Origin of the sequence: Streptomyces sp. 378 (assembly GCF_030124145.1) — a bacterium.
Lineage (GTDB): Bacteria > Actinomycetota > Actinomycetes > Streptomycetales > Streptomycetaceae > Streptomyces.
This window is the reverse complement of record NZ_JASKMS010000012.1, coordinates 1-13,261: the sequence shown is the minus strand read 5'-3', so window position 1 is coordinate 13,261 and position 13,261 is coordinate 1. Positions and strand designations below refer to the sequence as shown.

The following is a 13,261-nucleotide window of genomic DNA, read 5'->3' as shown; positions in this document are numbered from 1 at the left end:
GCTAGGTCCACCTGGCCTGCAGGAGGTTGAGCCCCGGGTAGGGCTGCGCCCTTATCCCGCTGAGCCGCGCCGGGTCCCAGGCGGTCATCAGCTCGTTGTGGACGACCGGGTAGAGCACGGCCTGTTCGGCGACGACGTCGATGCAGTCCTGGATCATCGTCTTCTTCTTCCGCGGGTCGGGCTCCCGGGTGGCCCGGTCCATGTCCTTGAAGAGCTGCCGGGCGACCGGGTCGGAGGCCCACCGCGTGTACCGCATCCACAGGTTCTCGGGCCCGTGGTTGTACCGCATGATCAGGTCGGCGTCGACGCCGAACTGGTTGGGGTTCGAGGCGGCGGCGACGACCTGGTAGTCCTGCTTTTGGTCCATCTTCGTGAAGACGGCCGTGGTCTCCTGCGGGGACAGGGTCGTCTTGACCCCGATCGCGTCCCAGGACGCCTTGACGGTGGGCAGGCAGTCGACGATCCAGCTGACGTTCACGGCGAGGAGGTCGACGCTCAGCCCCTTGACCCCGGCGGCCTTCAGCAGCGCCCTGGCCTTGTCGGGGTCGTAGTCGTAGACCGTCTTCGCCCGGCGGTAGGACGGATTGCCCTCGTCGAGGAAGGAACTCGACGGTTTCCCATGACCCTTGAGCGCCACTTCCACCATCTTCCCGGTGTCGATGGCGTAGTGCAGGGCCTGGCGCACCCGCACGTCGTCGAAGGGCTTGTGCCGGGTGTTGAACATCAGGAACAGGTTGTTCATCCCGGCCCCGCCGGCGACCGTCAGCCCGCCGCTCTCCAACTGCCCGATGTTGGCGTACGGGATGTTGTCCGCGATCTGCGCGCCCGCGCTCGAACCGGAGATCTTGGCGACCCGGGGTGCCGCGTCCACGATGGTCAGCCAGTTCATCTTTTGGAAGGCGGGCTCGCGGGGGCCGTTGTAGCCGTCGAAGGCTTCGAAGGTCGTGTTCGACTTCGGGTGGTGCGCGGTCTGCCGGTACGGCCCCGAGCCGATCGCCTTGCCCTTGATGGCGTCGTCCCAGCCCCCCGGCTTCGCGTACACGTGCCTCGGCATGATCTTGGCGAGCGTGAGCCGCGAAAGGCCGTCCGGGAACGGGAACTTCAGCACCAGCTCGACGTTGTGCGCGTCGATCTTCCGGACCTCCCGCAACCAGCTCGCGAAGAAGCCCTTGGCGAGGGTCTGGGTGCCCGGGTCGAGGATCCGGTCGAAGACGAACACCACGTCGTCGGCGGTGACGGGCCTGCCGTCGTGGAACGTCGCGCCCGCCCGCAGGCTGAACCTCCATGACGTGCTGTCCGGGTCCTTCGGCACCTCGGTCGCCAGCGCCGCGTACGGTTCCCGGGAGATCGGATCCGTGTCCAGCAGCCCCTCGTACACGTGGTTGTTGGCGGCCATGCAGAACGCCGACGCCGTCTGGGTGGGGTCCCAGCTGCCGTCGTTGCCGTAGCCGATGACCGCGGTGAGCGTCCGCTCCCGGCCACCGCCGGTGCCGGTGTCGTTGGTGGACTCCGGCCCGGACGAACAGGCCGACAGCGACGTGGAGGCGGCGGCGGTCGCGCCCAGCGCGCCGGTGTACTTCAGGAATGACCGGCGGTGCACTGCCGGCACGTCGGGGGTCACGTCGCGCACGGGTCCTCCAGCGAGGGTCCGGGGGAAGGGGCCGGCAGGGGAGGTACGACGTCCTACGTCCTGCGGTCGCGACCATAGGAGGGGGTGTGGGGGCGGTCAAGGGGTCGCACACGAATGGCGTATCCGCCAGAGGCCGGACCAATGGCGCCGACGACGGCGTGAGTTGGCCGATCGTCAGGGCGGGCCGGGTGCCGCCGGAGGTGGGGCGACAGGGGGAGTGATCGCGCCCCCGGCCGACGTGACATGGAGCATGATGGGGGCGTGAGCGAGCTGTGGAGCGAGAGTGACACCGGCGTCCTGCGGCTGCCCTCAGGCCGCTTGATCCGCGGCCGTGGCCTTCGCCATCCTCTGGACCCCGTCGCGCCCCTCCCCTCCTACGGCGTCTATCTGCTCGGTCGGCAACCGCCCGGGGTGCCCTGGGAGTCGAGCTGGATCCGCTGGCCCGACTTCCGCCTCCCGGCGGACCCGACGGACGCCCGCGCGACGCTGGCCGGCGTGTGGGAACGGGCCGCCGGGGAGCGGGTGGAGATCGCCTGCGGCGGAGGGCGCGGCCGCACGGGCACGGCCCTGGCCTGCCTGGCGGTGCTGGACGGGGTGCCCGCGGAGGAGGCGGTGGGGTACGTCCGCCGGCACTACGACCGGCACGCCGTGGAGACGCCCTGGCAACGGCGGTACGTACGCCGGTTCGGCGAGGGCTGAACCTCTCCTCCGGCCCGGCGCACCTCATCCGCCACTACGGGGGCGAGTTGCCGGAGGTCTTCGCGTCGGAGGGCCTGTACGCGGCGATGACGTTCGAGTTCGCCAGCCCGGACGCCCCGCGCCGCCCGGACGCCCCGCGCCGCCCGGACGAGCCGCGCCCGGACCTCGACTGGGTGGAGTACGCCCTCACCAAGGTCGTCAAGGACCGTCCGGACGACCCCGCCTCCGGCCGGCGCGTGGAGCCGGAGGAGGAGTTCCGCGCGGCGGCCCACCGGTACGGGGCGGCGGGCCACCGCACTCCTCGGCCGCACTCCTCAGCCGCAGTAGAGGTCGGAGGCGGGCCGTGTGCCGGTGGCCAGGAAACGGGAGACGGTCCGGTCGCCGCAGGCGTTGCCGTTGGCGAGGTAGGCGTCATGACCGGTGGAGTTCACGGTGACCATGACGGCCCGGTCACCGAGGGCCTGCCGCAGCTTCCGGGCCCCCGCGAGCGGGGTGGCGACATCCCGCTCGTTCTGCACGAGGAGGATGTTGGAGGGCCCGCGGTCGGTGACCCGCACGGCCGGCTCCCGCGGCTCGTACGGCCAGGCCGCACACACCATCGGCCCGCGCGGCATGCCCGCGGTCAGCGGGAAAGCGGCGCGGCTCGCGTCGACGTCCTTCTGGTACGCGGCGGCCGAGTCGGGCCAGTCGACGTCGTTGCAGATCGTGCCGACGCCGACCGCGGCGACGTTCTGCAGGACCGACTCGGGCGGCGCCTCGGGCACCGGCGGCACGGTGCCCTTGCGGGCGGCCCGGATGGTCCTGGCCAGGGTCGGGTAGTCGTCGGGGTCGTAGAGGCTGGACAGCATGGTCTGGCGCAGCGCGTTGCCGTCCAGCCGCGGCGGGTTGGCGCCCGGCCAGGGCAGAGGCGCGCGGTCCAGCCGGGCGGCGAGGCGCAGGAAGCCGGAGCGCACCTCGGCGGGCGTGCGGGCCACCCGGTGCGGATTGCCCGGCCGCGACGCCCACCGGGCGAACTCGGGGAAGTTGTCCTCGGCCCCGGCCTCGAAGGCGGCGAGCCAGTTGCGGGTCACGCGGGTGTGGTCGGGGTCGTTGTTGCTGTCCAGCACGATGCGGTCGGTGCGGTGCGGGAACAACTGGCTGTAGACGGCGCCGACGTAGGTGCCGTACGAGACCCCCCACGCGGAGATCCTCTCCTCGCCGAGGGCGGCCCGGACCCGGTCCAGGTCGCGGGCCCCGTTGGCGGTGCTGATGTGCCGGATCAGCTCACCGCCGTTGCGCACGCAGGCCGTTGCCGTACGCCGGGCGGTGGCCATGTTCTCGCCGACGGAACCGTCCGGGCCCGGCCAGGGCAGGAGCTTGGTCGGTCCGATGTCGGCGGGATCCAGCTCGCAGTCGACGGCGGTGGAGGGCGCCATCCCGCGCGGCGCGAACCCGATGAGGTCGTAGGCGTCCCGCACCTTCTGCGGCAGCTTCTGCCCCTTGCCGGAGGGATCGGCGAGACTGTCCCCACCGGGACCGCCCGGGATGAGTAACAGCGCGCCTCGCCGGGCGGACGGCTTCTCACCGGGGATCCGGGAGACGGCGATCCGGATCTCGGGGCTGTCGGGGTCGGAGTAGTCCATGGGCACACCGACGGTGGCGCACTGCTGTCGGGGATCGAGCCCTGAGCCCGCGCACGCGCCCCACTCGACCCGCTCCCCACCGGCCGCGGACGCCCCACCGGGTCCGGCGAACCCGAGGATCATTCCGGCGGCGGCGACCAGTACCGCGCATTTCGACATCTGCTTCATGCGCAGCAGCCTGGCCGAACCCGGCGGCGGACCACATCCGGGTAACCGCCTGATGTGTGCGGGGGATTACCCCAGGCCCGCAGACGGGGCCCGGCGCGAAGGCCCGCCCGTTCCCCTGCGCCGGCCCGTCGGCGGCCGCACCATGAAGACGTCGATCGCGTCCTGGGTGTCCACCGTGAAGCCGTGCCGTTCGTAGAGGTGGCGGGCCGGACTGCGGCGCAGGACGTTCAGGCGGACGAGGTCGCCGGTGGAGTCCGTCCTGTCCAGCAGGGTGCGCAGGACCGCCGAACCGACCCCGCGGCCCTGGAGCGCCGGAACGAGGTAGAAGTGCTCCAGCCAGTGACCGGTCCCGGACGGGCGCAGGGAGACGCTGCCCGCGAAGGCGCCGCCGGTCGTGATGATCGACGTGTGCCGAGCGGCGAAGCCGTCCCGCAGGCGCTGCCTGACCCGGTGTTCGTCATAGCGGCCCAGCCGCTCCAGGTCCGGCCGCATCACCACGGCCCGCAGATCCGCGATCGCCTCGACATCCGTCGGCCGCGCGGGGCGCATGCCCCATTCCGGCTTCGAGTGCCCCTTCGATGTTTCCACGACCGGATTGTCTCAACGGGTCGCCGGCCCACCTCTTGCCGGCACCGGCCTTTCCGCGAAAAGCCCGCCGACAGGCCGCTTTGCCGCACCGCGTGCCGAACCCCTTTGTGCCGCGCCGCAGTTGTACGACACAGACCCTTCCCGAGTGTAGACGCGGAGCGTGACCGAAGAGATGCGAAGAGTGAAACCGCGAAAGGAGGGGGAGCACGGTGGAGGCACGACACTCGGCGCTCTGCGCCGAAGAAGCGGAGGACGCGGTGAAAGAATTGCGGGCAGAACTCACCAAGGCCGGAATGAACTTGCACTCATCGGGGCTCGACCCGGAGAGTCTTGTGCGGGAAGCGCCCTGCCCGCTCCTCGGATCGGGCCGGAACCGCGTGCGGACCGCCGGTCGGCTCGTGGCGGTGCCGCGATGAAGCCTCCGGTCGGCGCGTACGTCGTGGACACCCGCAGCGGTCGCATCGGCATCGTGATGGGGCATGAGGGGCCCTACGTGCAGTTGCGGCCGTACGGCGGCGGCAAGGAGTGGGACGCCGACCCCGGTGCCGTCCGGCACGCCACCCCGGCCGAGCGGCTGCGCGCGGCCACCGCGTACGCCAACGCCCGCAGCAGGGGCGAGGTCCCTTGACGTGACGACCCTGCCAGAATGGCTCCATGAGTCTGTTCCGCGACGACGGCATCGTGCTGCGCACCCAGAAGCTGGGTGAGGCGGACCGGATCATCACGCTGCTCACGCGCGGTCACGGACGGGTCCGCGCGGTGGCCCGGGGCGTGCGCCGGACGAAGTCGAAGTTCGGGGCGCGTCTCGAGCCGTTCTCCCACGTCGACGTGCAGTTCTTCGCCAAGGGGAGCGAGCTGGTCGGGCGCGGCCTGCCGCTGTGCACCCAGAGCGAGACCATCGCGCCGTACGGCGGCGCCATCGTGAGCGACTACGCACGGTACACGGCCGGGACCGTCATGCTGGAGACCGCCGAGCGGTTCACCGACCACGAGGGGGAGCCGGCCGTGCAGCAGTACCTGCTGCTGGTCGGCGCACTGCGGACCCTGGCCCGGGGGGAGCACGCGCCGCATCTCGTGCTCGACGCGTTCCTGCTCCGCTCCCTCGCCGTCAACGGATACGCCCCGAGCTTCACCGACTGCGCGAAGTGCGGGATGCCCGGGCCCAACCGGTTCTTCTCGGTCGCGTCGGGCGGTTCCGTCTGCGGGGACTGCCGGGTGCCCGGCAGCGTCGTACCCTCGCCCCAGGCCCTGGAACTCCTCGGTGCCCTGCTTACGGGAGACTGGGAGACCGCGGACGCGTGCGAGGCGCGCCACGTCCGGGAGGGCAGCGGGCTGGTGTCCGCGTATCTGCACTGGCACATGGAGCGCGGGCTGCGCTCCCTGCGCTACGTCGAGAAGTAGCGCGAGCAGCCGGCACAGAGCACCAGAGAAGCAAGCGAGCACGAGGAGACGAGAAACACATGGCCGTACGCGGGATCCTGGGGCGCCAGCGCCGGGAGTACAGGACGCCGGAGCCGCACCCGTCCGGCGCGCGGCCCCCGAGATTCCCCGGGGAACTCGTACCGCGCCATGTGGCCATCGTCATGGACGGCAACGGTCGCTGGGCCAAGGAACGGGGTCTGCCGCGCACCGAGGGGCACAAGGTCGGCGCCGAGCGCGTGCTGGACGTGCTCCAGGGGGCCATCGAGATGGGCGTGGGCGCCATCTCGCTGTACGCCTTCTCCACCGAGAACTGGAAGCGGTCGCCGGACGAGGTGCGCTTCCTGATGAACTTCAACCGGGACTTCATCCGCAAGACCCGCGACCAGCTCGACGAGCTGGGCATCCGGGTGCGCTGGGTGGGCCGTATGCCCAAGCTGTGGCGCTCGGTCGCCAAGGAGCTCCAGGTCGCCCAGGAGCAGACCAAGGACAACGACCGGCTGACCCTGTACTTCTGCATGAACTACGGGGGCCGCGCCGAGATCGCCGACGCCGCCCAGGCGATGGCGGAGGACGTGAAGAGCGGAAAGCTCGACCCGTCGAAGGTCAGTGAGAAGACCTTCGCGAAGTACCTGTACTACCCGGACATGCCGGACGTGGACCTGTTCCTGCGCCCCAGCGGCGAGCAGCGCACCTCCAACTACCTGATCTGGCAGAGCGCCTACGCCGAGATGGTCTTCCAGGACGTGCTGTGGCCGGACTTCGACCGGCGTGACCTGTGGCGGGCCTGCCTGGAGTTCGCCTCGCGGGACCGGCGCTTCGGCGGTGCCATCCCGAACGAGGAACTGCTGGCCATGGAGGGCGACCAGCCGTAGCACGCCGAGGCCCGGCGGCCCCTCGGGCGGCAGCCGGGCCACAGCGGCGGCGTCCTGCGGCATGGTTTCCACTGCCGTCGGCACACCTCGGTGCACCGACGCCTTCCCAGAGGAGCCCCGGTCCCGGGCGCCCGGCGAGACATGCGCCTCCGCAGCACGTCAGGGGCGCGGGGAACTGCGCGAACGGCCCCCACACACACCCGCAGCGGTGGACGACGACGCGCCACTCTCCTCAGGGGCGCGGGGAACTGCGCGAACGCCCCCCCACACACACCCGCGGCCGACGACGAATCCCCACCCCCACGGCGAGGATCGGCTCAACCGCCGGAGGCAGCCGCACAATCCGCACACGTGCCGAAGATCTCCACCGTGTGGGCCACGTTCACATAGCCGTGCTCGGCGGCGATGGCCTCGGCCCACTTCTCCACGGCCGGGCCCTCGACCTCGACGGCCTTGCCGCAGCCGCGGCAGACGAGGTGGTGGTGATGGTCGTCGGTGGAGCAACGGCGGTAGACGGACTCGCCGTCCGCGGTGCGCAGGACGTCGACCTCACCGGCGTCGGCCAGGGACTGCAGGGTGCGGTAGACCGTGGTGAGCCCGACCGAGTCGCCCTTGTGCTTGAGCATGTCGTGCAGTTCCTGCGCGCTGCGGAACTCGTCGACCTCCTGCAGGGCCGCCGACACAGCGGCCCGCTGCTTGGTGGCGCGGCCCTTCACGGACGGTCCAGCGGTCGTCACCGTTGCCTCCTCACGTCTGCCTTGCCCGGGCCATTGTGCCAGCCCGGGACGGGAGCGGTCAGACGCCGACTTCGTCGGCCGCCTCCCGGCTGCCCGGAATCGCGCACTCGGCCGGGTCTGCCGGGGTGTGCGCGGCCGCCGCCGCACGGGCGCGGCGACGGGCCAGTGGGGCCGCGAGTGCCGTCAGCACGAGGAACGCGCCGATGGTCAGCAGCACGATCGTCGCACCGGGCGGCACGTCCTGGTAGTACGAGGTCATGGTGCCGCCGATCGTCACGCTCACGCCGATGGCGACGGCGATCGCGAACGTGACGGCGAAGCTGCGGGCGATCTGCTGGGCGGCGGCGACCGGCACCACCATCAGCGCGCTGACCAGCAGCAGGCCGACCACCCGCATCGCCACCGTCACCGTGACGGCCGCGGTGATCGCCGTCAGCAGGTTCAAGGCCCGCACCGGCAGGCCCGTCACGCGGGCGAACTCCTCGTCCTGGCTGACCGCGAACAGCTGCCGCCGCAGGCCCAGGGTGACCAGCACGACGAAGGCGGCCAGCACGCAGATCGCCGTGACGTCCGACTCGGACACCGTCGACAGGGAGCCGAACAGGTATGACGTCAGGTTGGCGCTGGAGCCCGTCGGCGCGAGGTTGATGAACATCACACCGCCGGCCATGCCGCCGTAGAACAGCATCGCCAGGGCGACGTCGCCGCGGGTCTTGCCGTACCAGCGGATCAGCTCCATGAGGACCGCGCCGAGGACGGAGACGAGCGTCGCCATCCACACCGGGGACCAGGACAGCAGGAAGCCGAGGCCGACGCCGGTCATCGCCACGTGGCCGATGCCGTCGCCCATCAGGGCCTGGCGGCGCTGGACCAGGTAGATCCCCACCGCGGGGGCCGTGATGCCGACCAGGACGGCGGCGAGCAGGGCACGCTGCATGAAGGCGTAGTCGAGGAAGTCCATCAGCTCAGCAGTCCCGTGCGGATCGGTTCGGCGCCCGCCGGTGCGTGCGGGTGCACGTGGTCGTGGCCGGGCAGGGCGTGCTGTCCGACGGCCTTCGGGGGCGGCCCGTCGTGCACGACGCAGCCGTCGCGCAGGACGACCGCCCGGTCGATGAGGGGCTCCAGCGGGCCCAGTTCGTGCAGCACGAGCAGCACCGTCGTCCCCCGCGAGACCTGCTCGGTGAGGGTGTGCGCGAGGACCTCCTGGCTGGCCAGGTCGACACCGGCCATCGGCTCGTCCATGATCAGCAGCTCGGGTTCGGAGGCGAGGGCGCGGGCGATCAGGACGCGCTGGTGCTGGCCGCCGGAGAGGGCGTCGACCGGGTCCTTGGCCCGGTCGGCCATGCCGACGAGCTCCAGGGCGCCCCGTACGGCCTCGCGGTCGGCCTTGCGCAGGATGCCGAAGCGGGCCCGGGACAGGCGGCCGGAGGAGACCACCTCGGTCACCGTGGCGGGCACGCCGCCGGCGGCCGTGGTGCGCTGCGGGACGTAGCCCACGCGGTGCCAGTCGCGGAACCGTCCGCGGTCCGTGCCGAACAGCCGGATCTCACCGGCACCGGTCTGCACCTGGCCGATGATGGTGCGCACGGCCGTGGACTTGCCCGAACCGTTCGCGCCGAGCAGCGCGACGACCTCGCCGCGGCGCACGGTGAGGTCGATGCCGCGCAGCACGGGGCGTGAGCCCAGGTCGGCGCGGACGCCGCGCAGGGATACGACGGGCTCGGTCATGCCGTCCTCCGATGGATCGGTCACTTGGCTCCCAGGGCCGTGCGCAGGGCCTTGAGGTTGGCTTCCATGACCTGGAAGTAGTCGTCGCCGCGGGACTTGTCGGTGATGCCCTCCAGCGGATCGAGGACGTCGGTCTTGAGCTTCGCGTCGCGGGCGAGGGTCTTCGCGGTCTTGTCGGAGACCAGTGTCTCGTAGAAGACGGTGGTGACGCCGTCGGCCTTGGCCTCCTGCTGGAGCTCCCTGATCCGGGCGGCGCTGGGCTCGCTCTCGGGGTCGAGGCCGGAGATGGCCTCCTGGGTGAGGCCGTAGCGCTCGGCGAGGTAGCCGAAGGCGGCGTGGTTGGTGAAGAAGACCTTGGTCTTGGTGTCCTTCAGGCCGTTCTCGAAGTCGGCGTTCAGGTCGTTCAGCTTCTTCACCAGGGCCGCGGTGTTCTTCTTGTAGTCGGCCGCGTGATCCGGGTCGGCCTTCTCGAAGGCCTTGCCGACGCCCTCGGCGACCTCGGCGTACTTCACCGGGTCCAGCCAGACGTGCGGGTCGCGGGCGTGCTCCTCCTCCTCGGCGTGGCCTTCCTCCTCGGCGTGGCCCTCCTCCTCCGCGTGGCCCTCTTCGCCCTCGTGGCTGTGCTCGGTGTTGCCGTGGTCCTCGAGGGTGGTCAGGCCGGCCGCGTCGATCTTCGTCTTGATGCCGGTCTGGCCGACGGCCTCGTCGACGGCGGGCTGGAGGCCCTTGAGGTAGAGCGCCGCGTCGGCCTCCTCCAGCTGCGCGCGCTGCTTGGTGCTGACCTCCAGGTCGTGCGGCTCCTGGCCGGGCTCGGTCAGGCTGGTGACGTTCGCGTGGTCGCCGCCGATCTGCTCGGCGAGGAAGGCCATGGGGTAGAACGACGCGACGACGTCGAACTTCTCCGTGTTGCCCGAGGCCGCGCTGTCGCTGGAGCAGGCGGTCAGGGCGCCGATGCCGAGAGCGGAGGCCAGGGCGGTGGGTATGAGGTGTCGTCGTACGTTCATGACAGTCATTTTCAACAAATATGGAAACCGTTGTCAACAAACGTCCTGACCGGGGCCTTGAGGACGCCGCAGGGGGAGCGATTTGATTGAGGGGGCGCCCCCGCCGGTAACCTGAGTCATTCGCTGGAAGCATCTCGCTTCGTCGCCCGTCGTCGTAATGAAGAGAGCACCGTGGCCGCCGACAAGATCGACACCATCGTCAGCCTGAGCAAGCGCCGTGGCTTCGTATTCCCCTGTAGTGAGATCTACGGCGGCCAGCGCGCCGCTTGGGACTACGGCCCCCTCGGTGTCGAGCTCAAGGAGAACCTCAAGCGCCAGTGGTGGCGCTACATGGTGACGTCGCGCGAGGATGTCGTGGGCATCGACTCGTCCGTGATCCTGGCCCCCGAGGTCTGGGTGGCCTCCGGCCACGTCGCCACCTTCACGGACCCGCTGACCGAATGCACCTCCTGCCACAAGCGGTTCCGCGCGGACCACCTGGAGGAGGCCTACGAGGCCAAGCACAAGCGCCTGCCGGAGAACGGCCTGGCCGACGTCAACTGCCCCAACTGCGGCAACAAGGGCCAGTTCACCGAGCCCAAGCAGTTCTCGGGCCTGCTGTCCACCCACCTCGGCCCGACCCAGGACTCCGGCTCCGTCGCCTACCTGCGGCCCGAGACCGCGCAGGGCATCTTCACCAACTTCTCCCAGGTGCAGACCACCTCGCGCCGCAAGCCGCCGTTCGGCATCGCCCAGATGGGCAAGTCCTTCCGCAACGAGATCACGCCCGGCAACTTCATCTTCCGCACCCGCGAGTTCGAGCAGATGGAGATGGAGTTCTTCGTCAAGCCGGGCGAGGACGAGAAGTGGCAGGAGTACTGGATGGAGCAGCGCTGGAACTGGTACACCGGTCTCGGCCTGCGCGAGGAGAACATGCGGTGGTACGAGCACCCGAAGGAGAAGCTCTCCCACTACTCCAAGCGCACCGCCGACATCGAGTACCGCTTCCAGTTCGGCGGCAGTGAGTGGGGCGAGCTGGAGGGTGTCGCCAACCGCACCGACTACGACCTCGGCGCCCACTCCAAGGCCTCGGGCCAGGACCTCACCTACTTCGACCAGGAGGCCGGCGAGCGCTGGACCCCGTACGTCATCGAGCCCGCGGCCGGTGTCGGCCGCGCGATGCTGGCGTTCCTCCTGGACGCCTACGTCGAGGACGAGGCGCCCAACGCCAAGGGCAAGATGGAGAAGCGCACGGTGCTGCGCCTCGACCAGCGCCTCGCCCCGGTGAAGGTCGCGGTGCTGCCGCTGTCCCGCAACCCCGAGCTTTCCCCGAAGGCCAAGGGCCTCGCCCAGGCGCTCCGCCAGAACTGGAACATCGAGTTCGACGACGCCGGCGCCATCGGCCGCCGCTACCGTCGCCAGGACGAGATCGGTACGCCGTTCTGTGTGACCGTCGACTTCGACACCCTCGAGGACAACGCGGTCACCGTCCGGGAGCGCGACACGATGAAGCAGGAGCGCGTCTCCCTCGACCAGATCGAGGGTTACCTGGCGGCCCGCCTGATCGGCTGCTGACCCTCCTTCTCCGCGTGATGGTGCCGGGTTCCTCCTCTGAAGGGCCCGGCACCGCCGCGTTTCACGGGTCCGGGTCGGCGTGGACCGCCGTGTGGTCCGAGGCGCGGTTCCACGTCGAGGTGACGGTGTCGAAGGACGTGATCGTGAACGGCGCCCGGACACCGCGCCGTTCGGCCTCCAGGTGCCGCGCCTGCTCCCACAGGGGCGGCGGGGGCATCGGGTGATCGATTCCGGTCCCCGGGGTCGCCCCGTGCCGTGGGCCCGGGGCGCCCGATGGGCGGGTGCCTCATCACGTCCCGAAGTCCCGTGCCCCGCAGGGCCCGACGCCTCGCCGGACGGCTCGTCGTTGAGGTCGCCGACGACCCCGACGTGCGGGGAACGCTCCAAGGCGGTCTGGTCGGTCGACGCCCCCGGAGGGCCCGGGGTCTCGGCCGCGAGAACCGTGTCGAACGGCGGAGCCCTTGGTGTCCTCGGGCCGCGGGGCAGTGGTCCCGGAGCGCCGGCGCCGATTGGTCCTGTTGCCCGGGGCGGCGCCCGCGCCAGGGTGGCGGCATGAGTATCGCGTTCCTGCTGACCACCCTTGTCGTCGTCGCCACGCCGGGTACCGGCGTCGTCTACACCCTCGCCGCCGCGCTCTCCCGGGGGCGGCGCGCGAGTGTCGTCGCGGCCGTCGGCTGCACGCTCGGGATCGTCCCGCACCTGCTGGCCACGGTCACCGGCGTCGCCGCGCTGCTGCACGCGAGTGCGACCGCGTTCCAGGTGCTCAAGTACGCGGGTGTCGCCTACCTGCTGTACATGGCGTGGGCGACCGTGCGGGACAAGCAGGCGCTCGCGGTGGAGGAGCGGGATACGGCCCCGGAGGTGTCGGCGCGGCGGGTGATCGTGCGCGGGGTGCTCATCAACATCCTCAACCCGAAGCTGACGATCTTCTTCTTCGCGTTCCTGCCCCAGTTCGTCAGCCCCGGGGAACCGCACGCGGTGATGCGGATGGCGGGGCTGGGCGGGGTCTTCATGCTGGCGACCTTCGTGGTGTTCGCCGCGTACGGGGTGCTGGCGGCGTCGGTGCGCCGGCACGTGGTGGGCCGGCCACGGGTGATGGCCTGGCTGCGGCGGGGCTTCGCGGGCTCGTTCGTGGCGCTGGGGGCGAAGCTGGCGTTCACGGCGCGCTAGGCCCCTTCTGATGGATCTCCGCGGCGTCGCGACGCCCGGCACGCTCCCCCGTTCTCGGCTTCGCTCG

14 protein-coding genes are annotated in these 13,261 nt (G+C 70.9%); 6 read left to right on the top strand and 8 right to left on the bottom strand.

Features of this window, described 5'->3' with window-relative positions:
- Position 1: 1 nt before the first annotated feature.
- A complete protein-coding gene (locus QNO09_RS18020; RefSeq protein ID WP_283971224.1) occupies positions 2-1,630 on the bottom strand; it encodes an ABC transporter substrate-binding protein in 1,629 nt (542 codons plus the stop codon).
- A gap of 243 nt (positions 1,631-1,873) precedes the next feature.
- Here QNO09_RS18020 and QNO09_RS18015 point away from each other — a divergent pair, with 243 nt between their 5' ends.
- On the top strand, positions 1,874-2,329 hold the full coding sequence (locus QNO09_RS18015) for a protein-tyrosine phosphatase family protein (RefSeq protein WP_283971223.1): 456 nt from the start codon (positions 1,874-1,876) through the stop codon (positions 2,327-2,329).
- 314 nt (positions 2,330-2,643) lie between these two features.
- On the opposite strand, the gene QNO09_RS18010 is transcribed toward QNO09_RS18015, so the two are convergent.
- The gene (locus QNO09_RS18010) at positions 2,644-4,110 is read right to left on the bottom strand and encodes an alpha/beta hydrolase (RefSeq protein WP_502962317.1); all 1,467 of its coding nucleotides are present in this window, start codon (positions 4,108-4,110) and stop codon (positions 2,644-2,646) included.
- 75 nt (positions 4,111-4,185) lie between these two features.
- A complete protein-coding gene (locus QNO09_RS18005) occupies positions 4,186-4,668 on the bottom strand; it encodes a GNAT family N-acetyltransferase (RefSeq protein WP_283971371.1) in 483 nt (160 codons plus the stop codon).
- Between the two features lie 451 nt (positions 4,669-5,119).
- On the opposite strand from QNO09_RS18005, the gene QNO09_RS18000 reads away from it, so the two are divergent.
- From QNO09_RS18000 to QNO09_RS17990, 3 genes are read left to right on the top strand one after another with little or no spacing between them, the layout of a single operon-like run.
- On the top strand, positions 5,120-5,335 hold the full coding sequence (locus QNO09_RS18000) for a hypothetical protein (RefSeq protein WP_086599578.1): 216 nt from the start codon (positions 5,120-5,122) through the stop codon (positions 5,333-5,335).
- A gap of 26 nt (positions 5,336-5,361) precedes the next feature.
- Positions 5,362-6,108: a DNA repair protein RecO gene (recO, locus tag QNO09_RS17995; RefSeq protein WP_283971221.1), complete on the top strand. Its 747-nt coding sequence runs from the start codon at positions 5,362-5,364 to the stop codon at positions 6,106-6,108.
- 59 nt (positions 6,109-6,167) lie between these two features.
- Positions 6,168-7,001 (top strand): isoprenyl transferase, encoded by an 834-nt coding sequence (locus tag QNO09_RS17990; RefSeq protein WP_283971220.1) that lies wholly within the window; start codon positions 6,168-6,170, stop codon positions 6,999-7,001.
- Between the two features lie 317 nt (positions 7,002-7,318).
- Here QNO09_RS17990 and QNO09_RS17985 read toward each other — a convergent pair whose 3' ends face one another.
- Genes QNO09_RS17985 through QNO09_RS17970 form a run of 4 tightly spaced genes read right to left on the bottom strand, consistent with a single transcriptional unit; the run spans position 7,319 to position 10,470 of the window.
- Positions 7,319-7,738 carry a Fur family transcriptional regulator gene (locus QNO09_RS17985; RefSeq protein WP_283971219.1) on the bottom strand — a complete coding sequence of 140 codons (420 nt, stop codon included), beginning with the start codon at positions 7,736-7,738 and terminating at the stop codon, positions 7,319-7,321.
- A 58-nt stretch (positions 7,739-7,796) separates the two neighbouring features.
- Positions 7,797-8,699 carry a metal ABC transporter permease gene (locus tag QNO09_RS17980; protein ID WP_283971218.1) on the bottom strand — a complete coding sequence of 301 codons (903 nt, stop codon included), beginning with the start codon at positions 8,697-8,699 and terminating at the stop codon, positions 7,797-7,799.
- Positions 8,699-9,466 (bottom strand): metal ABC transporter ATP-binding protein, encoded by a 768-nt coding sequence (locus QNO09_RS17975; RefSeq protein ID WP_283971217.1) that lies wholly within the window; start codon positions 9,464-9,466, stop codon positions 8,699-8,701. The genes QNO09_RS17980 and QNO09_RS17975 overlap by 1 nt, the downstream gene beginning before the upstream one ends.
- Positions 9,467-9,486: 20 nt before the next feature.
- Positions 9,487-10,470: a metal ABC transporter substrate-binding protein gene (locus QNO09_RS17970; protein ID WP_283971216.1), complete on the bottom strand. Its 984-nt coding sequence runs from the start codon at positions 10,468-10,470 to the stop codon at positions 9,487-9,489.
- A 171-nt stretch (positions 10,471-10,641) separates the two neighbouring features.
- Here QNO09_RS17970 and QNO09_RS17965 point away from each other — a divergent pair, with 171 nt between their 5' ends.
- Positions 10,642-12,024 carry a glycine--tRNA ligase gene (locus QNO09_RS17965; protein ID WP_283971215.1) on the top strand — a complete coding sequence of 461 codons (1,383 nt, stop codon included), beginning with the start codon at positions 10,642-10,644 and terminating at the stop codon, positions 12,022-12,024.
- Positions 12,025-12,085: 61 nt separating this feature from the next.
- Here QNO09_RS17965 and QNO09_RS17960 read toward each other — a convergent pair whose 3' ends face one another.
- Positions 12,086-12,241, bottom strand: coding sequence for a hypothetical protein (locus QNO09_RS17960; RefSeq protein WP_283971214.1), 156 nt, complete (start codon positions 12,239-12,241; stop codon positions 12,086-12,088).
- Positions 12,242-12,576: 335 nt separating this feature from the next.
- Between QNO09_RS17960 and QNO09_RS17955 the strand changes: the two genes are divergently transcribed.
- Positions 12,577-13,194 carry a LysE family translocator gene (locus QNO09_RS17955; protein WP_283971213.1) on the top strand — a complete coding sequence of 206 codons (618 nt, stop codon included), beginning with the start codon at positions 12,577-12,579 and terminating at the stop codon, positions 13,192-13,194.
- Positions 13,195-13,261: the final 67 nt, after the last annotated feature.